The sequence below is a fragment of the Cryptosporangium japonicum genome, assembly GCF_039524755.1.
Lineage (GTDB): Bacteria > Actinomycetota > Actinomycetes > Mycobacteriales > Cryptosporangiaceae > Cryptosporangium > Cryptosporangium japonicum.
Window position 1 is genome coordinate 502835 of sequence record NZ_BAAAGX010000046.1, and the last position, 19019, is coordinate 521853.

The following is a 19019-nucleotide window of genomic DNA, read 5'->3' on the forward strand; positions in this document are numbered from 1 at the left end:
CGCGATGACGCTGTGGGACTTCTCCTGGTACACCCGCACCGGGCCGGGTGAGCCGTTCGAGGACCTGGACCGGGCCTTCACCGAGGCCGCCGAGCGGGGCTACAACTGCGTCCGGATCTGCGCGATGCCGTTCCTGCTGTTCCGTTCGGGCCTGGACACGGCCGCGCTGACGTTCGAGTCGCTCGGCGGCGCGTACGGGCAACGGACCCGCTGGTACGACGTCCGCGCTCGCACCACGCTGGACGGTCGCGCCCACCTGCTCGGGTTCTTCCGCGCCGCGGCCCGGCACGGTTTCACCGTCATCGTCTCCAGCTGGGAGTACCAGCAGAGCCCGTCGTTCTCCGCCGACGACGCCTGGCACGCCGCGCTCCGGGTGATCCCGGTGGACGAGCGGCCGCTCGCGCTCGCCGACGCCCACGCCGACCTCGTCGACCTGCTGGCGGCCGAAGGGCTGGCCGACACCGTCGCGTTCGTCGAACTGCACAACGAGGTGCAGTTCAGCGGGCTGAACGACGGACGCGGCATCGTCGGGCTGCGTGCACCGCTCGAGGCGGGCATCGACCGGTTCAAACAGCGTCACCCGTCGGTGCCGTGCACGGTGAACTACGCGCACGTGCCGATCGCCTCGCTGCGTGGCGTGCCGCGCAACATCGACGTCGCGGTGTTCCACCCCTACGTGTACGGGGTGCTGGACGAGCTGATCACCACGTTCGCCCTGCGGGACGCGTCCCGCCCGTTCCCCCAGGAGCGGGCCTACGCCGAGCTGTTGCGCGACGACGCTCCTCCGCTGGAGAAGTGGCTCCCGTCGCCGGAACGGCAGTGGATCCTCGACGCCACCGTGGTCGGCACCCGGGAGATCTACACCCACGACTGGTGCGACCCGGCCAAGTGGGACCGGTGGCTCTACGACCGGTACGGCGCGCACCGGATCGCGATGCGTGCCGTGCTGGACCTGTGGCTCGACGCCGCCGCCGACCTGGCCGCCGCCCGGAGCGTTCCGCTGGTGTTCGGCGAGGGCTGGGTGGGCTACACCCCGCTGCACGGCACCTTCGAGGAGGGCCCGGTCGGCGCGGAGATCTGCGAGTACGCGGTGCGCCGCAGCAAGGAGATCGGCGCGCTCGGCACGATCGTCTGCTCGAACGCCGCCCCGCAGCATCCGATGTGGGCCGACGTCGCACTGCAGCAGCGGCTGAACGCGGAGTTCCTGCGGTGAGGTGGACCCTCACCGGGGCCACCACCGAGTACACGGTCGCGCTCCGCGACGAGTGGCTCGAGCTGCACTCGTGGGGGCCGGTCGGCGTGCACGACGGGCCCTCACCGCTCGCGTTCCACGGCAAGGTCCAGTACCTGACGCCGGGTGACGTCGCGCCGGTGGAGTACGCGACCGACGGGCAGCGCCCGTTCCTCGGCGCCGACCTGGTCGCCGGGAACCTGCGGTGGGGCTTCGTCGCCGCCGACGATTCCGACGGGCTCCGGGCCACGTTCGCCGACGCGTTGACCGGGCTGCGCGGCACGCAGTGCTACCGCTTCGCACCGGGCACCGACGTGATCGAACGGTGGGTGGAGCTGCACCACGACGGCCCCGACGCCCTGGAGCTGGGCGCGGTCGGCTCGGCGGCGTTCTGCGTCCCCACCCCGGCCGGCGCCCGCCTGGGGTACCTGCACGGGCAGTGGTCGCAGGAGTTCACCTGGGCCGAGGTCGCGGTGCCACGCGGACGGTTCGAGATCGGCAGCACGCAGGGCGTGACCGGCCACCAGTTCGCGCCGTACCTCTGCGTCGCGGGCGGCGGCGACGCGTGGGGCGTCCAGCTGGCCTGGAGTGGTTCCTGGCAGTTGAGCGCCGACGTGGACGCGGTCGGGACCACCCGGGTGCGTGCCGGTGCGTTGCGCGACGTGCGGCTGGCGCCCGGCGGGACGCTCACGACGCCGATCGCCGCCGGCGCCTACAGCGGCGACGGCGTCGACGGGCTGGCCCGGGTGTGGCACACGTACGAGCGCCGGTCCGCCCGCGACCGCCACCGACCGGTGATCTACAACTCCTGGGAAGCGACCACGTTCGACGTCACCGCGGCGGGCCAGCTGGCGTTGGCCGACGTCGCGGCCGACCTGGGCGTCGAGACCTTCGTCGTCGACGACGGCTGGTTCGTCGGCCGCGACGACGACCGCGGTGGCCTCGGTGACTGGACACCCGACCCGGCGAAGTTCCCGGACGGCTTCGGCGCGTTCGTCGACGCGGTGAAAGCCAAGGGCCTCGGGTTCGGGCTGTGGGTCGAGCCGGAGATGGTCAACCCGGCGTCGGAGCTGTACGCGCGGCACCCGGACTGGGTGTACCGGATCGCCGGGCGGCCCCAAACCTCGATCCGCAACCAGTACCTCCTGGACCTGGGCCGCGCCGACGTGTTCGAGTTCGTGACCGGCACGCTGGAGGGCCTGCTGTCGCGGTACCCGATCGACTACCTGAAGTGGGACTTCAACCGGCCGCGCACGGAGTCGGCGGACCCGGCCGCGGACGCGCGCCACGTCGCGAACCTGTACCGGGTGCTCGACGGGCTCCGCGAGCGGTTCCCGCACGTGACGGTGGAGGGCTGCGCGGCCGGCGGAGCGCGCGTCGACCTGGCGACGGCCGCGCGCGTCGACGTGCTCTGGCCGTCGGACAACACCGCGCCGATGGACCGGCTGCGGATCCAGCACGGGTTCCTGGCCGCGCACGCACCGCACCTGATGAGCTCGTGGGTCACCGACGCGCCGGGGCTGTTCGACGCGCGTCCCCGATCGCTGGACTTCCGGTTCGTGCTCGCGTGCGCGGGGGTGCTGGGAATCGGTGCTGACGTGGAGCGGTGGTCGGCCGCGTCGCGGGACCGCGCGAAGGAGTGGATCGCCCGGTACAAGGACGTCCGGGACGTGATCACCGGCGGCACGGTGTACCGGATCGGCTCACCCGACTCGGCCCGCTGCGCGGTGCAGTACACGCTCGGTGCGCGCACGGTGGTGCTGGCCTGGAACACCGGCACGCTCGACGGCCTCGGGCACGTTCCCGGCCGTGACGTGCGGCTACCGCTCCGCGGCCTGGCCGGGGGCGCCCGCTACCGTGCGCGAGGAGCCGAGTTCTCCGGAACGCACCTGGCCGCGGTCGGGTTGCCGGTCCGGTGGACCGCGTCGCACGACGCCGAGATGATCGTTCTGGAGGAGCTATGACGACCCGCCTGGTCATCGGTTCGTACACGTCGGACATGAAGGGCACCGGGGCCGGGCTGAGCGTCATCCCCGGTGAGCACGTGGTGAGCCCGTCCCCGTCGTACGTGGCCACCGACGGGTCGTACCTCTACGCGGTCAACGAGGGCACCGGCGAGGTCAGCTCGTACGCGCTCGACACGCTCGAGGTGCTCTCCACCCAGTCGACCGGTGGGCAGTGGCCGTGCCACCTGGCGCTGATCGACGGGTACCTGCTGGCGGCGAACTACGGCTCGGGGAGCGTGTCCGTGCACCCCGTCGCCGACGGCCGGATCGGGGCCAGGACGAGCCTGGTGCAGCACTCCGGCACGGGCCCGAACCCCGAGCGTCAGGACGGTCCGCACGCCCACCAGGTCGTGCCCGGCCCGGACGGCCAGGTGACCGTCGTCGACCTCGGCCTCGACCGGCTCGTCCACTACACGTTCGCCGACGGCACGCTGACCCGCGTCGGGGAGACCCCGCTGCCGCCGGGCACCGGTCCGCGGCACGTGGCGGTGCACCCGTCCGGCCGCTGGTACGTCGCCGGCGAGCTGAACTCCACCGTCGTCACGCTGGCCGGCGGAGACGTGGCCGCGATCACGCCCGCCACCGCCGTGGACGGCCCCAACCAGGCCAGCGCGATCGCCCTCGCCGGCGACCACCTCTACGTCGCCAACCGCGGCCCCGACACGATCACCGCGTTCCACCTCGACGCCGACGGCGTCCCGGAGCCGATCGCGGAAGTGCCCACCGGTGGGCACTGGCCCCGCGACTTCGCCCTCGTCGACGACGGCCTGGTGGTGGCCAACGAGCGGTCGAACACGCTGACCTGGTTCACGCTGAAGGACGGCGTCCCGGTACCCACCGGCCGCACCGTGGAGATCGGCTCCCCCACGTCGGTGCTACCGCTCTAGACCACGGTTTCCTCCACCCAGAAGGCCCAGCCGGCCGGCGGATCGGGCCACCGCGGATCGGGCCGCCACCCGGGCGGCGGCCGCCATTCCCGCGGCGGCGACGGCCAACCGGGCGGCGGATTGAAGCGCCACACCGTCGCGACCGGCTGCGGCGGTTTCGCCGGTGCGACTCGCGGCGTCACCTCGGCCGGGGCGTCGACGTGGCCGGAGACGATGCCTCCCGGATCGACGGCGGGCCGCCGCCGCGCGCCCGCCTCGTCCAACCACGCGGGCGGAAGGTCACCGGCACGGGCCGCGTACAGCGTGACGTCGGCCTTCAGGCGATTGCCTTTGACGATCGCCTTGGACACCGCGAGCGAGTCGTGCTCGGCGAGAAAACGGACCACGGGCAGCAACTCACCGCTCATTCTCGGGGTGAGCGTGCCCACGACCTGGTCGTCGACTCGGACCTCCACCACCGTCCGCGTCGAGCGCGCGCGCTGTTCGGTGAGTTCGTGCAGGGTGGCGTACACCCATGCCTCGCCTTCCGCGCGCAGGAACGGCGCGAGGTCACGCAGGTGCTGCTCTTCCCCGGTCACTTGAATGGCGTGACCATCAGGGAGCACGGTGTGATTCGCCGACGGCGGGAGGTTGAGCGGCACCAGCATGTGGGGTTCGGCCAGGCTGAGCCGGACCCGGCCGGTGCCGTAGCCGCACCAGACCGACGCGGACACCGAAGGCGTCCATCCCTGCCGGACCAGCTCGGTGAGGATCGGCGCGTACCGCGCCGCGTCCTCGCGCGGGAGGTACCCGACGAGGGCACCCCGGCATCGCACCTCGACCGCGTTGCGGTCGTGTGGGTTGTGCGGATCGGGAACGAGGAGAGCCGGAGTCTCCATTTCGGCGCCGTCGTCCGGGATCGACCCGCCGAAAAGACCCTGGATCGCCGCGAGATGATGCGTCTCCCCCGCCACCTCCTGCGCCGCCCAGCCCCGCTGGCCCCACAGCTCGAGAATCCTGGACACATCGCCTCCCCCAGCGACAACCCCGCGCCGCATCCGCGGACGTCGCGTAGCCCGGGATTCCGGCACGGTATCGAAGCTTTTCGGCGTCCGTCCGGGGACGGAGATTCCGGGTCCGGGCGAGCCCGGTCTCAGTAGTCCGGGGTCAGGAGGCCCTGGAAGCCGACGATCACCGCGATGATGCCGAACACCGCCAGCAGCAGGGCCACGCCGGTCGGGGTCTCCACGGCCGGTCGGGTGCGGGCCACGGCGGTGGAGCCGTTGGCCGGGGCCGCGGCCGGCGGCTCGGCCGGGTTCTTCGCGCCGCGTCGGCCGCATAGCCGGTCCCAGAGCAGCGCGACGCCGATCGCGATGCCGACGAGCTCGAAGTGGAAGATCCGCGGGCCGTCGGTGGCGTGCACCAGCAGGTAGTAGCCGCCGGTCACCAGCGCCACCAGGCCGACGATCCAGCCGTACGGTGCCGCGGCGCGGGCAGCGAGACCCAGGTCGTCGCCGACTTTCGGCAGGCGCTGGAGCAGCGCGGCGGCCAGGAGCAGCCCGCCCGCGATGTTCGCGAAATCGAGGAGGAGCGCCATGATCATGGTTCCGATCCCTTCTCCTGCACCCGGACCCTGCTCATAGAACGAGCCGAACGTGATTCCCGCCCAACGTGAAGTTAGCCTTCTGGAGTGTCCCGGTCCCGCACGACGATCCTCGTCGCGGGCCTGGCGTTCGTCGCCGTCACGATCGGGCTGGCGGCCGACGTCCTGACCGGTCCGGACCGGTCGATCGCCGCCGCGATCGCGCGGAACCGGATCGACGCGCTCTACTGGCCGGCCCGGGTGGGCTTCTCGCTCGGCCAGAACTGGGTGTTCCCCGCGGCGTCGGCGCTGGTGGCGGTGGCCTGTTCGGTCCGGCGACGGTCGGCGCGCCCCGTCGTCGGCCTGGTCGGCGTCTGGCTGTTCCACACGCTCGTGGTGGGCGCCACGAAGCTCTGGGCCGGGCGTCCGCCCCCGGCCACCGGTGACCCGCACCTGCACGCGGTCGCCGCCGAGCTGAGCCTGCGGATGAGCTATCCGTCCGGGCACGCCGCGAACGTCGTCGTGTTCAGCGCGACGCTCGGCGTCCTGCTGGCCGCGTACACCGGCGACCCCCGCTGGACCCGGCGGATGCTGGCCGTGGGAGCGGCGAGCGCGGCGGTCTGCGTCACCGCCATGGTCTATCTCGGTTTCCACTGGACCACCGACGCGGCGGCGGGCCTGTTGCTGGGCATCGCTATTCGTGGTCTCGCGGTGCCGTTCTGTGAGAGAATGAGTAGTACACCAGTTCGGGGGTGACCCATGAAGGGCGACCGAGTCGAGATCGTCATCGATGCCGGCGAGTCCACCCGCACCTACGAGGTCGTGGCCACCCGCGCCGGCCGCCGGGTCGACGTCACGCACGGCCGCGGCATCGTCGAAGTCACCGAGGTGACGCGCGGCGGCACCCCGGTCCGCACCGCCCGTTTCATGGCGGCACGCGTGCTGGCGCTCGTCGAGCACCCGGCCCCGCGCGGCGCCCACGCCGACGACGAGCGGCCACCACAGGTCAGCGCCGCCTGAGAATCACTCACCCGCTGACGGAGAACGCACCACTTCCGTTAGCACGCGACTACTGAGTTCGGGGTTTCCCGTCACGCGAGCGCACCCGGAGCGCACGCTCTAGACGTGAGTCGGGGGTTACGCACGTCCGGGCTTCTGCTGAGCACCGCCACCTGGTATTCGCTGTTCCTGTTCGCCGCCGCGGCCCCGGCCGTGCTCGGACCGCTGTTCCTCAACCGGTACGGCGCGGCCGACGGGAGCCTGTTCGCGCTGGCCACCGCCGGGGTCGCGTTCGTCACCAGGCCGATCGGGGCGCTGCTCTTCGGACGGCTGGGCGACACCGTCAGCCGCCGCAGCGCGCTGCTCTCGTCGCTGGCGCTCGGCGGTACCAGCATCGTCCTGATCGGCGCGTTGCCGACCGAGCGCACCCTCGGCCCGCTCGCCCCGATGCTGCTCGTCGGCCTGCAGCTGGTGCACGGGCTGGCGATCGGCGGGATCTGGAGCGGCATGGCGCTGAGCCTCACCGAGGGCGCGCCACCGTTGCGCCGGGGGCTGATCGGCGGCTTCGTCCAGGGCGGAGTGTCGTGCGGCGCGATCCTGGCGAACGTCGCCGTGTTCGCGACCACCTCGGCGTTCGACACCGCGACGTTCGAGGACTGGGGATGGCGGCTGCCGTTCCTGGCCGGCGGTGTCCTGCTCGTCGTCGCGGTGCTGGTGATCGCGGTTCGTCCGCGCGGTGAGCCGCTGCCGCCCCAGCCGGAGCCGGAGAGCGGCCGGCGTTCCGGGCCGGTCCGCACCGTGTTCCGCCGGCCCGGGCGGCTCCTGCTGGCCGCGGGGCTGCTGTTCTCGGCGAACGCCGCGTTCTACGTGACGATCACCGGCACGGTGGAGTACGGGGTCACCGAGTTGCGGCTCGCCCGGGCCGACCTGGTCGGCGGCGCGTTCATCGCCGCGGTGGTGGGTGTGCTGGGTTCGGTCGGCGGCGGCGCGCTCGCCGACCGGCTGGGCCGCCGTCCGGTCGTGATCCTGGGGGCGGTCGCCGGCGCGGTCTGGGCGTTCCCGTTCTTCTGGCTGGTCAACACCGCGGCCATCGAGCTGGTGACGTTCTCCATGGCGGTCAGCGGCCTGGCCTCGGCGTTGGGCTACGGCGCGGTGGCCGCCTACCTGACCGAACTGTTCGGACAGCGGTCCCGGTACACCGGGACCGCCCTCGCGTACCACCTGGGCGCCGCGCTCGCCGGTGGCGCGGCGCAGCTGGCCGTGCTGGAGCTGCCCACCTACGCCGAGAGCGGCGTCTCCTGGTTCCTGATCGGAGCGTCGGCGCTCACCGTGCTGTGCGCGATCGGGCTCCCGGAGACCAAACCGGTCTCGCGCGCGGACGCCACGTTCGCCCGCCTCAGGGAAGGGGCCAGCCCGCGTAGTTCTCCGCCAGGTTCGTCGCCGCGGCGGTAGAGCTGGTCACCTGACGGAGCTGGGCGATCTGGAGGCGCTCCTGGAACTCGGCCTCGGCCGGGCTGCCGAACGTCGACACCGGGAACGTGTGCAGCATCGAGGTCATGAACCAGGAGAACCACGTGCTGCGCCACACCCGGGTGAGGCAGGTGTCGGAGTAGGCGTCGGCCAGGTCGGACTTGCCCTCGACGAGCAGCCGCACCAGCGCGTCGGCGAGCACTTTGACGTCGGCGACCGCGAGGTTGAGGCCCTTGGCCCCGGTCGGCGGCACGATGTGGGCGGCGTCGCCGGCCAGGAACAGGCGGCCCTGACGCATCGGCTCGGCCACGAAGCTCCGCATCGGCGTGATGCCCTTCTCGGTGATCGGGCCCTCGGTGAGCGTCCAGCCGGGGTGGCCGAGCCGGACCTGCAGCTGCTCCCAGATCCGGTCGTCGGACCAGTTCTCGATCTTCTCGTCCGGGTCGACCTGGATGTAGAGGCGGCTGACCTCGGGCGAGCGCATGCTGTGCATCGCGAAGCCCTGCGGCGAGTGCGCGTAGATCAGCTCGTCGGTGGAGGGCGGCACGCTCGCGAGGATGCCCAGCCAGGCGAACGGATAGGTGCGCTCGGAGACGCGCAGGCCGGACATCGCCGGGCGGGAGACACCGTGGAACCCGTCGCACCCGGCGATCACGTCGCACTCGATCTCGTGCGCGACGCCGTCCCGGTCGGTGAACGACAGGATCGGACGATCGGTGTCGATGTCCCGGACCGCGGTGTCGGACACCTCGAAGTGGATCGGGTGCCCCACCGCGATCGCGTCTTTCACGACCTCGGTCTGGGCGTACACGGTCAGCGTCCGGCCGCCGGTGAGCGACGGGAAGTCGATGTGGTGACGTTCGCCGGCGAACTGCAGGTAGATACCGCTGTGCAGCAGTCCTTCGCGCTCCATGCGCGCGCCGAGACCGATCTCCTTGAGCAGTTCGACGGTGCCGTGCTCCAGCACACCGGCGCGCTGACGCTTCTCGCAGTACTCGCGGCTGCGGTTCTCGACCAGCACGGAGTCGACGCCGGCCCTGGCCAGCAGGTGCTGGAGCAGCAGACCGGCCGGACCGGCCCCGATGATGCCTACTTGGGTACGCGTGCGCATCGTCACAGGATTACGGAGAGGTTGCGGGGCGATGACCCCGGTCTTCCGTTGACCGGAAGATCAATCCCGGACCCGGTCGGAATCCCCCTAGCGTGAACGCATGGCAGAGCTCTTGACCCTCGCCGAGGCGGTGCGACAGCTCGTCCGGGACGGCGACACCGTCGCTCTCGAGGGATTCACCCATCTGATCCCCGTCGCGGCCGGGCAGGAGATCATCCGCCAGGGGCGGCGCGATCTGACGCTGGTGCGGATGACCCCCGACATCGTGTACGACCAGCTGATCGGCGCCGGCTGCGCCCGCAAACTGGTCTTCTCCTGGGGCGGCAACCCGGGCGTCGGATCGCTCCACCGGTTCCGCGACGCGGTGCAGAACGCCTGGCCGGCCCGGCTGGAGATCGAGGAACACAGCCACGCCGGCATGGCCAACCGGTACGTGGCCGGAGCGAGCGGGCTGCCGTTCGCGGTGCTGCGCGGGTACGTGGGCACCGACCTGGTGCACCAGACCGACACGATCAAGCCGATCACCTGCCCGTTCACCGGCGAGACGCTGACCGCGGTGCCGGCGCTCAACCCGGACGTGACGGTGGTGCACGCCCAGCGTGCCGACCGGGAGGGCAACGTCCAGATCTGGGGCCTGCTCGGCGTCCAGAAGGAAGCGGTGCTGGCCGCGAAGCGGTCGTTGGTGACGGTCGAGGAGATCGTGGACCGGCTGGACCCGAAGCCGGGGGCGATCACGATCCCGGGTTGGGCGGTGACGTGCGTCGCGGAGGTGCCCGGCGGGGCACACCCGAGCTACGCGCAGGACTACTCCGAGCGCGACAACACCTACTACCAGGAGTGGGACGCGATCAGCCGGGACCGGACCACCTTCGCCACGTGGCTGGAGAAGCTCAAGTGACGTACACGTCCGACGAAATGATGACGGTCGCCGCCGCGCGGTCCCTCGACGACCGGGCCGTGTGCTTCGTCGGCATCGGCCTGCCCAGCACGGCCGCGAACCTGGCCCGGCGCCTGCACGCGCCGCACCTCGTGCTGATCTACGAGGCCGGTGCGGTGGGCGCGAAACCCGACCGGCTGCCGCTCTCGATCGGCGACGGCATCCTCGGTGAGACCGCCGACGCGGTCGTGACCGTGCCGGAGATCTTCAACTACTGGCTCCAGCCCGGCCGGATCGACGTCGGGTTCCTCGGCGCCGCGCAGATCGACAAGTTCGGCAACATCAACACCACGGTGGTCGGGGACTACGCCGACCCGAAGGTGCGGTTGCCCGGGGCCGGCGGGGCGCCGGAGATCGCGGCGTCGGCGAAGGAGGTGCTGGTGATCGTCCGGCAGAACACGCGGGCGTTCGTGGAGAAGGTCGACTTCGTGACGTCGGTGGGGTACGGCGACGGGGCCGGGTACCGGGAGCGACTCGGCCTGCCCGGGAAGGGGCCGGTGAAGGTGATCACCGACCTCGGCATCCTGGAACCCGATCCGGATACCCGCGAACTGACGCTCACCGCGATCCATCCCGGGGTAAGCCTGGACCAGGTGCGGAAGGCGACCGGCTGGCCGCTCCGCGTGGCCGACGACCTACCGACGACGCAAGCTCCCACCGACGACCAGCTGCGAGCCCTCCGGGCCCTCAAGGAGGCGAAATGACCGACGCGTACGTGATCGACGCCGTGCGGACGCCGTTCGGGAAGTACGGTGGCGCGCTCTCCGGCGTGCGGCCCGACGACCTGGCCGCGCACGTCGTCCGGAGCCTGGTCGGCCGCTCCCCCGACCTCGACCCGGCCACGATCGACGACGTGCTGTTCGGCGACGCCAACGGCGCCGGTGAGGACAACCGCGACGTGGCCCGGATGGCCGTGCTGCTGGCCGGGCTCCCGACCTCGGTGCCGGGCGCGACCGTCAACCGGCTCTGCGGTTCCGGGCTGGAGGCGGCGATCGAGGCGGCCAGAGCGGTCGAGACCGGCGACGCGGAGCTGCTGATCGCGGGCGGCGTCGAGTCGATGAGCCGGGCGCCGTGGGTGCTGCCGAAGCCGTCGAAGGGCTTCCCGAGCACCCACGAGACCCTGCACTCGACCACGCTCGGCTGGCGCATGGTCAACCCGCGCATGAACGACGCCTGGACGGTGTCGCTCGGCGAGGCCACCGAGCAGCTCGCGGAGAAGTACGGCATCACCCGCGAGGCGCAGGACGCGTTCGCGGCGAAGAGCCACCGGCGCGCGGCGGCGGCGTGGGAGGCCGGGGTGTTCGCCGACGAGGTGATCGCCACCGAGGACCTGGAGCGCGACGAGGGCATCCGCCCCGATTCGTCGGTCGAGAAGCTGGCCCGGCTCAAGCCGGCGTTCCGGCCCGACGGCACGATCACCGCCGGGAACGCGTCGCCGTTGAACGACGGTGCGGCCGCGACGTTCATCGGTTCGGCGGAGGCCGCCGCGCGGCTGGGGAGGACCCCGCTGGCCCGGATCGCCGGGCGCGGAGTGGCGGCGGTCGAGCCGCAGTACTTCGGCATCGGGCCGGTCCAGGCCGCCGAGCGGGCCCTGCGCCGCGCCGGCATCGGCTGGGGCGACCTGAGCGTGGTCGAGCTGAACGAGGCGTTCGCGGCCCAGTCGCTGGCCTGCTTCGCCGACTGGCCGGAACTCGATCCGGAGATCGTGAACGTCAACGGGGGCGCGATCGCGATCGGCCACCCGCTGGGCGCGTCCGGCGTCCGGATCCTCGGCAGCCTCGCCCACGAACTGCGTCGCCGCGGCGGCGGCTGGGGGCTCGCCGCGATCTGTATCGGTGTCGGCCAGGGCCTGGCCGTGGTGTTGGAGGCGGAATGATCTACCGGCCGGATTTCGACGTCCACCCGCGCCTGGACTACGACGGCTACAAGTCGACGGCGCTGCGCCACCCGAAGCAGCCGCTGATCGCGCTGCCGCAGAGCTTCACCGAGATCACCGGGCCGCTGCTCGGCGAGGGGCGCCTCGGCGACCTGGACCACGACCTCACCCGCCAGCACGACGGCGAGCCGCAGGGCCAGCGGATCATCGTCCACGGCCGGGTGCTCGACAGCGACGGCCGGGCGGTGCCGCAGACGCTGCTGGAGATCTGGCAGGCCAACGCCGCCGGCCGCTACCAGCACGTGATCGACAACTGGCCGGCGCCGCTGGACCCGAACTTCACCGGGCTGGGCCGGACCCTCACCGACAACGACGGCAGGTACCGGTTCACGACGATCAAGCCGGGCGCCTATCCGTGGAAGAACCACCACAACGCCTGGCGCCCGGCGCACATCCACTTCTCGCTGTTCGGGCGGGCGTTCACCCAGCGCCTGGTCACCCAGATGTACTTCCCGGACGACCCGCTGTTCCCGTACGACCCCATCTTCAACTCGGTGCCGGACGAGAAGGCCAGGCAACGGATGGTCTCCCGGTTCGACCTGGCGTCGACGCAGCCCGACTGGGCACTGGCGTTCGAGTTCGACATCGTGCTGCGGGGTTCGGACGCGACCCCGTTCGAGGCGGAGGTTGACGACGAGTGACCACCACTCCTTCGCAGACCGTCGGCCCGTACCTGGCGATTGGCCTGAACTGGGACGACGGGCCGTTCGTCGCGCCCGAGGGCACGGCCGGCGGCTTCTGGATCCGCGGCCGGCTCACCGACGGCGACGGGAACGCGGTTCCGGACGGCCTGATCGAGACGTGGCAGGCCGACCCGGCCGGCCGGTTCGACCACCCGGACGACCCCCGCGGCGCGGCGGCACCGTCGGTGGAGGGGTTCCGCGGGTTCGGGCGCTCGGCCACCGACCGGAACGGCGAGTGGGGCGTGTACACGCTCCGGCCGGGCCGGGTGCCCGATGTCGACGGTGCGCCGCAGGCTCCGCACATCGACGTCTCGGTCTTCGCCCGCGGCATGCTCCACCGGGTCGTCACCCGCATCTACTTCTCGGACGAGACCGACTCGGTGCTGGCCGGTGTGCCTCCGGAGCGCAGGCACACGCTGATCGCGACGCCGACCGACGACGGGTACCGGTTCGACATCCGCCTGCAGGGTGACGGGGAGACGGCCTTCTTTGCGCTCTGAGCTGTTCGATCCCCTGTTCGCCGACGCGCGCGTGTCGGCGGAGCTCTCCGACCGCGCGGTGGTGCGCGCGATGCTCGACGTCGAGGCGGCCCTCGCGCGGGCGGAGGCGTCCGTCGGGGTGATCCCGGCGGACGCGGCCGCGGCGATCGGCGTCGCGTGCGCCGGCGACGTCGACCTGGCCGCGGTGGGGCGGGCCGGGGTGAACGCCGGCAACCCGGTGGTGCCGCTGGTGCGGGCGCTGGAGACGGCGTTGCCCGAGACCGCGAAACCCTGGGTGCACCACGGCGCCACCAGCCAGGACGTCCTCGACACCGCGTTGATGCTGGTGGCCCACCGGGCCCGCGGTCCGCTGCTGGACGCCGTACGTTCCGCGTCCGACGCGCTGGCCGGCCTCGCCGAGGCCCACCGGGGCACCGTGATGGTCGGCCGGACGCTCGGTCAGCAGGCCCTGCCGACGACGTTCGGGCTCAAAGCGGCCGGCTGGCTGGTGGCCCTGGACACAGCGGCGGTCCGGCTGCGTGCCGTGCCGCTGGCGATCCAGTTCGGCGGCGCGGCCGGGACCCTGGCGGCGCTGGGTTCGCGCGGGCTCGAGGTGGCGTCGGCGCTGGCCGCCGAGCTCGGGCTGGCCGAGCCCGTGCTGCCCTGGCACACCGACCGGCAGCGCGTCCTCGACCTGGGCTCGGCGTTGGCGGCGGTGTCGGCGGCGCTGGGCAAGATCGCGCTCGACGTCACGCTGCTGGCCTCCTCCGAGGTGGGCGAGGTCGCGGAGGGCGGCGAGGGCGGCGGGTCGTCGGCGATGCCGCACAAACGCAACCCGGCCAACGCGGTCCTGGTGCGCTCGGCGTCGCTGCGGACACCCGGTCTGCTGGCGACGCTGCACACCGCGGCGGCCCTGCAGGAGCACGAGCGGGCGACCGGCGGCTGGCACGCCGAGTGGGAGACCCTGCGTGAGCTCGTCGACGTCGTGGGCGGCGCCGCCGGCCGCGCGGCGCGGTTCCTCCCCGACCTGCGGGTGGACGTGGACGCGATGCGCGCCACGCTCGACGCGACCGGCGGCGTGCTGCTCAGCGAGAGCGTCAGCGGTGCGCTCGCCGGGACGCTCGGCCGGAGCGCCGCGCATGATCTGGTCAAGAATGCGGTAGCCCACGGACGTCCGCTGCGGGAAGTTCTGCTCGAGGCCGGCGTGGACCCGGGCCCGGTACTCGATCCCGCGAACTACCTGGGCAGCGCGTCCGCGCTCGTGGACAGGGCCCTGACAACGCACCGGAGGGACTGGCCGTGACGGCTCGACTGACCACCACCTGGTACGGCGTCGACAGCGCGCCGATGGACGCGCCCGTCCTGGTGCTGGGGAACTCCATCGGCACCAACCAGGGCATGTGGGCCCCGCTGATCCCGACGTTCGCGCAGCGCTTCCGGGTGCTGGCGGTGGAGACGCGTGGCCACGGCGGCTCCGAGGTGCTGCCGGGGCCGTACTCGATCGCCGACCTCGGCGGGGACTTCCTCGCGGTGTTCGACGAGCTGGGGCTGGCGACGGTGCGGTACGCCGGGCTGTCGATCGGCGGGATGATCGGCATGTGGCTGGCGTCGCACGCGCCGGACCGGGTCGAGAAGCTCGCGCTGGTGTGCACGTCGGCGCACCTGCCGCCGGCCAGCGGCTGGATCTCGCGGGCGCAGACCGTGCGGGCCGAGGGCACCGGCGCGATCGCGGAGCTGGCGGTCGGCCGGTGGTTCACCGAGGGGTTCCGGGAGCGTTCCCCGGATCAGGTGAAAGCGGCGATCGCGATGCTCGAGGCCACCTCCGACGAGGGCTACGCCGGGTGCTGCGAGGCCATCGCCGGTATGGACCTGCGGCCGGACCTGCACCGCATCACCGCCGACACGCTGGTGATCGCCGGCGCCGACGACCCGGCGACCCCACCGTCGCACAGCGAGGCGATCGTCGAGTCGGTGCCCGGCGCCCACCTGCAGATCGTGCCGGACGCGTCGCACCTGGCGACGCTGGAGCAGCCCGACACGATCGCGACGCTGATCATGGGAGCGCTGGCGTGAACGATCGTTACGAGGCCGGGATGAAAGTCCGGCGGGAGGTGCTCGGTGACGCGCACGTGGACCGGGCCACCGCGAACACTACCGAGTTCACGGCCGACTTCCAGGACTTCATCACCCGGTACGCGTGGGGTGAGATCTGGACGCGCGAGGGGCTGGACCGCCGGACGCGCAGTTGCATGACGCTGTCGCTGCTGGTCGCGCTCCGGGCCGAGAACGAGATCCCGATGCACGTCCGCGCAGCCCGGCGCAACGGCCTGACGCCGGACGAGATCAAGGAAGTGTTCCTGCACGCCGCTGTTTACGCCGGTGTCCCGGCCGCGAACTCCGCGTTCGCGATCGCTCAGAAAGTGCTGGCCGAGGAGGAGTGACCCGGCTAGCGCGTGCGCGAGATGCCGCGCGCGGCGGCGCGTACGGCGGGCGAGAGGCTCAGGCGGTCGGCGCCGTCGCTGCGCACGACCACCGAGAGCGCGGCGATCACCCCCTGGGCGCCGTCGGGGTCGAAGATCGGCGCGGCCACCGAGAGGGAGTCCGGGTCGACGAGGCGGTCGCACACCGCGATCCCGGTGCGGCGGACCTCGGCCAGGATCGCGCGCAGACGCCTCGGGTCGGTGACGGTCTCCTTGGTGAACGCCTTGAGCGGCTGGGCGAGCACCTCGTCCTGGAACTCCGGCGGGGCGTAGGCCAGCAGCACCTGTCCGACGCCCGTCGCGTGCAGCGGCAGCCGCCCGCCGACGCGCGACAGGATGTTCACCGCGTGCCGGCCGGTGATCCGCTCGACGTAGACGGCCTCGTGCCCGTCGCGCACGGCCAGCTGCACGTTCTCGTGCGTAACCTCGTACAGGTCCTCCAGGAACGGCAGGGCCCGCTCACGCAGCCCGAGACCACGCGGTGCCAGCGACGCGACCTCCCAGAGCCGCAGTCCGATGCGGTAGCGGCCGGCCTCGTCACGCTCCAGGGCTCCCCACTCGGTGAGCTCGCCGACCAGCCGGTGCGCGGTGGTGAGCGGCAGCCCCGCACGGCGACCGATCTCGGAGAGCGTCAACCGCGGCTGCTGGACCGTGAACGCGGCCAGGATCCCCAGCGCCTTGCTGGTCACCGACGGTGTGGGCATGCCTGTGATTGTCGCCTCGATTTCCGCGCACCGGAATCTGCTGACCGGACTCCCGGTTCGGCCGAGTAGTTGATACGTACACCATTTGTCGTCCGAGGAGTCGTGCATGTCCAGGCTGCAGATCATCGTCGCGAGCACCCGTCCGGGCCGGGTCGGCCTTCCCGTCGGCCAGTGGGTCGAGGCCGCGGCCGGCAAGCACGGCGGCTTCGACGAGGTCGACCTCACCGACCTCGCCGAGCTCGACCTCCCGCTGATGGACGAGCCGAACCACCCCCGGCTCGCGCGCTACACCAAGGACCACACCAAGGAGTGGGCCGCCCGGGTCGGCGCCGCGGACGCGTACGTCTTCGTGCTCGCCGAGTACAACCACAGCTACACGGCCGGCGTGAAGAACGCGGTCGACTACCTGCACAACGAGTGGCAGTACAAGCCGGCCGGGCTGGTCAGCTACGGCGGCGTGTCGGCCGGCCTGCGCGCGGCCCAGGCGTTCAAGCCGGTCCTGCTCTCGCTGAAGATGGTGCCGATCGTCGAGGGCGTCATGATCCCGTTCGTCGGCCAGTCCCTCGACGACGAGCGTGTCTTCACACCGAACGAGACGGTCCAGGCGTCCGCCGACGCGATGCTCGACGAGCTGGGCCGGTGGAGCGGCGCGCTGAGCTCACTGCGTTGACCGGAGGGCGCGGCACGCCGGACGGCGTGCCGCGTCGGTTATTGGTCGGAATGCGTCTTTTACACTAAAGCGTGGCTAATCATGGGACATCGACGTCGGACGAGCTGACCCATCGTCAGATCGTGACGATTCTGATCGGACTCATGCTCGGGATGTTCCTGAGCGCACTCGATCAGACCGTGGTGGCCACCGCGATCCGCACGATCGCCGACGATCTGGACGGCTTCGACCTCCAGGCCTGGGCGACCACCGCGTTCCTGATCACGTCCACGATCGTGACGCCGCTCTACGGCAAGCTCTCCGACATCTACGGGCGCAAGCCGCTGTTCGTCACCGCGATCGTGCTGTTCCTGATCGGTTCGCTGCTCTGTGGCACCGCGTCGTCGATGTACGAACTCGCCGCGTACCGGGCCGTCCAGGGCATGGGCGCCGGCGGGCTGATGTCGCTGGCGTTCGCGATCATCGGCGACATCGTGCCGCCCCGGGAGCGTTCGAAGTACCAGGGCTACTTCATGGCGGTCTTCGGGACGTCGAGCGTGCTCGGGCCGGTCATCGGTGGGTTCTTCGCCGGGGCCGACTCCGTGCTGGGCGCGGCCGGGTGGCGGTGGATCTTCTGGGTGAACCTGCCGGTGGGCGCCGTCGCACTGGCCGTCGTCTACCGGTTCCTGCACGTGCCGCACACCCCCCGCCCCCACCGGATCGACTGGCCGGGCGCGCTGGCGCTGGTGCTCGCGCTGGTGCCGCTGCTCACCGTCGCCGAGCAGGGCCGGGAATGGGGCTGGGGCTCGGGGCGCGCGATCGGCTGCTACGTCGTCGGCGTGATCGGCATCGTCCTGTTCCTGCTGGCCGAACGCCAGTACGGGGACGAGGCGCTGCTCCCGCTGCGGATGTTCCGCGGGCGGACGTACGCGGTGGGCTCAGCCGGCAGCCTGGTCATCGGCATGGGCATGTTCGGCGCGATGGCCCTGCTCCCGCAGTACCTGCAGATCGTGAAGGGCTCCTCGCCGACGATGGGCGGCCTGCAGATGCTGCCACTGGTGGTTGGCATCATGAGTGCGGCCGCCGTCTCCGGCACGATCATCACCCGCACCGGCCGCTACAAGATCTTCCCGCTGATCGGCAGCGTCCTGATGACCGTCGCGCTGCTGCTGTTCTCACGCATCGGCGCCGACACCCCGCTCTGGCAGACGATGCTGATCATGGCCGTGTTCGGCGCCGGGCTCGGCGTCAACATGCAGCCGGTGATCCTCGCCGTGCAGAACGCCGTCGACCCGCGGGACATGGGGGTCGCGACGGCCGCGGTCACGTTCTTCCGGCAGATGGGCGGCACGCTCGGCACCGCGGTGTTCCTGTCGGTGCTGTTCACCGGCCTGACCAAGGACATCGGCACCCGGGTCGCCGAGGCGTCACGCACCGACGAGTACCGGGCCGCGCTCGCCGCCCACCCCGATCAGGCCGCCACCCTCCAGGCCGCGGGCAGCGGTTCGCTGTCCGACACGTCGTTCATCAACACGTTGGACGCGGTGATCGCCCACCCGTTCAAGGTCGGCTTCTCCGACGCGATGAGCACGGTGTTCCTGATGGCGGCGGGAATCATGCTGATCGGTGTAGCCGTGATGTGGAGGCTGCCGGAGCTGCCGTTGCGCAGCCAGAGCGGCCTGCAGGCCCGCGCGGCCGCCGAGAGCGCGCCGGCCGCGCCTCCGGCCGCTGCCGTCGACCTGGACGACGACAGCGACCTCGATTTGAACGACCCGGACCTGCGTGAGCTCGACGAGGAGACGACGCGGCCTAGGTGTACTCGGTCATGAGGTTGTTGTCAGGCGGCTGGTGGGTGGCCGGCCGCCGAGGGCGGTGTGGCGGCGTTG

At 71.9% G+C, this 19019-nt stretch carries 20 protein-coding genes; 16 read left to right on the plus strand and 4 right to left on the minus strand.

The window, feature by feature from the left end:
- The first annotated feature begins 4 nt into the window (after positions 1–4).
- From ABD437_RS42725 to ABD437_RS42735, 3 genes are read left to right on the plus strand one after another with little or no spacing between them, the layout of a single operon-like run.
- On the plus strand, positions 5–1213 hold the full coding sequence (locus tag ABD437_RS42725) for a cellulase-like family protein (RefSeq protein WP_425558390.1): 1209 nt from the start codon (positions 5–7) through the stop codon (positions 1211–1213).
- Positions 1210–3195 carry an alpha-galactosidase gene (locus tag ABD437_RS42730; protein ID WP_344654707.1) on the plus strand — a complete coding sequence of 662 codons (1986 nt, stop codon included), beginning with the start codon at positions 1210–1212 and terminating at the stop codon, positions 3193–3195. Before ABD437_RS42725 ends, ABD437_RS42730 begins: the two co-directional genes overlap by 4 nt.
- Positions 3192–4124, plus strand: a complete 933-nt coding sequence (locus ABD437_RS42735) for a lactonase family protein (RefSeq protein ID WP_344654708.1) — start codon at positions 3192–3194, stop codon at positions 4122–4124. The genes ABD437_RS42730 and ABD437_RS42735 overlap by 4 nt, the downstream gene beginning before the upstream one ends.
- Here ABD437_RS42735 and ABD437_RS42740 read toward each other — a convergent pair.
- On the minus strand, positions 4121–5128 hold the full coding sequence (locus ABD437_RS42740) for an HIRAN domain-containing protein (protein WP_344654709.1): 1008 nt from the start codon (positions 5126–5128) through the stop codon (positions 4121–4123). The two genes, ABD437_RS42735 and ABD437_RS42740, sit on opposite strands and share 4 nt — an antisense overlap.
- Before the next feature lie 128 nt (positions 5129–5256).
- Positions 5257–5706, minus strand: coding sequence for a hypothetical protein (locus tag ABD437_RS42745; RefSeq protein ID WP_344654710.1), 450 nt, complete (start codon positions 5704–5706; stop codon positions 5257–5259).
- 87 nt (positions 5707–5793) lie between these two features.
- Here ABD437_RS42745 and ABD437_RS42750 point away from each other — a divergent pair, with 87 nt between their 5' ends.
- The 3 genes from ABD437_RS42750 to ABD437_RS42760 all read left to right on the plus strand — a co-directional run bounded on the left by ABD437_RS42750 (position 5794) and on the right by ABD437_RS42760 (position 8136).
- On the plus strand, positions 5794–6441 hold the full coding sequence (locus tag ABD437_RS42750; protein ID WP_344654711.1) for a phosphatase PAP2 family protein: 648 nt from the start codon (positions 5794–5796) through the stop codon (positions 6439–6441).
- A 3-nt stretch (positions 6442–6444) separates the two neighbouring features.
- The gene (locus tag ABD437_RS42755) at positions 6445–6705 is read left to right on the plus strand and encodes a hypothetical protein (RefSeq protein ID WP_344654712.1); all 261 of its coding nucleotides are present in this window, start codon (positions 6445–6447) and stop codon (positions 6703–6705) included.
- A 105-nt stretch (positions 6706–6810) separates the two neighbouring features.
- Complete coding sequence (locus tag ABD437_RS42760) at positions 6811–8136, plus strand: MFS transporter (RefSeq protein ID WP_344654713.1); 1326 nt, start codon at positions 6811–6813, stop codon at positions 8134–8136.
- On the opposite strand, the gene ABD437_RS42765 is transcribed toward ABD437_RS42760, so the two are convergent.
- A complete protein-coding gene (locus ABD437_RS42765) occupies positions 8081–9265 on the minus strand; it encodes a 4-hydroxybenzoate 3-monooxygenase (RefSeq protein WP_344654714.1) in 1185 nt (394 codons plus the stop codon). The genes ABD437_RS42760 and ABD437_RS42765 overlap by 56 nt on opposite strands.
- Before the next feature lie 100 nt (positions 9266–9365).
- On the opposite strand from ABD437_RS42765, the gene ABD437_RS42770 reads away from it, so the two are divergent.
- From ABD437_RS42770 to pcaC, 8 genes are read left to right on the plus strand one after another with little or no spacing between them, the layout of a single operon-like run.
- On the plus strand, positions 9366–10163 hold the full coding sequence (locus tag ABD437_RS42770) for a CoA transferase subunit A (protein WP_344654715.1): 798 nt from the start codon (positions 9366–9368) through the stop codon (positions 10161–10163).
- 17 nt (positions 10164–10180) lie between these two features.
- Entirely contained in the window at positions 10181–10906 is a 726-nt protein-coding gene (locus ABD437_RS42775; RefSeq protein WP_344654750.1) for a CoA-transferase subunit beta, read from the plus strand.
- Positions 10903–12078 carry a thiolase family protein gene (locus tag ABD437_RS42780; protein ID WP_344654716.1) on the plus strand — a complete coding sequence of 392 codons (1176 nt, stop codon included), beginning with the start codon at positions 10903–10905 and terminating at the stop codon, positions 12076–12078. The genes ABD437_RS42775 and ABD437_RS42780 overlap by 4 nt, the downstream gene beginning before the upstream one ends.
- Entirely contained in the window at positions 12075–12779 is a 705-nt protein-coding gene (gene pcaH / locus ABD437_RS42785) for a protocatechuate 3,4-dioxygenase subunit beta (protein ID WP_344654717.1), read from the plus strand. The genes ABD437_RS42780 and pcaH overlap by 4 nt, the downstream gene beginning before the upstream one ends.
- A complete protein-coding gene (gene pcaG / locus ABD437_RS42790; protein ID WP_344654718.1) occupies positions 12776–13321 on the plus strand; it encodes a protocatechuate 3,4-dioxygenase subunit alpha in 546 nt (181 codons plus the stop codon). Before pcaH ends, pcaG begins: the two co-directional genes overlap by 4 nt.
- Positions 13311–14603 (plus strand): 3-carboxy-cis,cis-muconate cycloisomerase, encoded by a 1293-nt coding sequence (gene pcaB / locus ABD437_RS42795; RefSeq protein ID WP_344654719.1) that lies wholly within the window; start codon positions 13311–13313, stop codon positions 14601–14603. The genes pcaG and pcaB overlap by 11 nt, the downstream gene beginning before the upstream one ends.
- Positions 14600–15373, plus strand: a complete 774-nt coding sequence (gene pcaD, locus ABD437_RS42800) for a 3-oxoadipate enol-lactonase (protein ID WP_344654720.1) — start codon at positions 14600–14602, stop codon at positions 15371–15373. Before pcaB ends, pcaD begins: the two co-directional genes overlap by 4 nt.
- 20 nt (positions 15374–15393) lie before the next feature.
- Positions 15394–15741 (plus strand): 4-carboxymuconolactone decarboxylase, encoded by a 348-nt coding sequence (gene pcaC / locus ABD437_RS42805; RefSeq protein WP_425558391.1) that lies wholly within the window; start codon positions 15394–15396, stop codon positions 15739–15741.
- 5 nt (positions 15742–15746) lie between these two features.
- Here pcaC and ABD437_RS42810 read toward each other — a convergent pair whose 3' ends face one another.
- Positions 15747–16484 (minus strand): IclR family transcriptional regulator, encoded by a 738-nt coding sequence (locus tag ABD437_RS42810; protein WP_344654722.1) that lies wholly within the window; start codon positions 16482–16484, stop codon positions 15747–15749.
- Positions 16485–16590: 106 nt separating this feature from the next.
- Between ABD437_RS42810 and ABD437_RS42815 the strand changes: the two genes are divergently transcribed.
- Complete coding sequence (locus ABD437_RS42815; RefSeq protein WP_344654723.1) at positions 16591–17154, plus strand: NADPH-dependent FMN reductase; 564 nt, start codon at positions 16591–16593, stop codon at positions 17152–17154.
- 122 nt (positions 17155–17276) lie between these two features.
- Complete coding sequence (locus tag ABD437_RS42820; protein ID WP_344654724.1) at positions 17277–18962, plus strand: MDR family MFS transporter; 1686 nt, start codon at positions 17277–17279, stop codon at positions 18960–18962.
- Positions 18963–19019 lie beyond the last annotated feature (57 nt).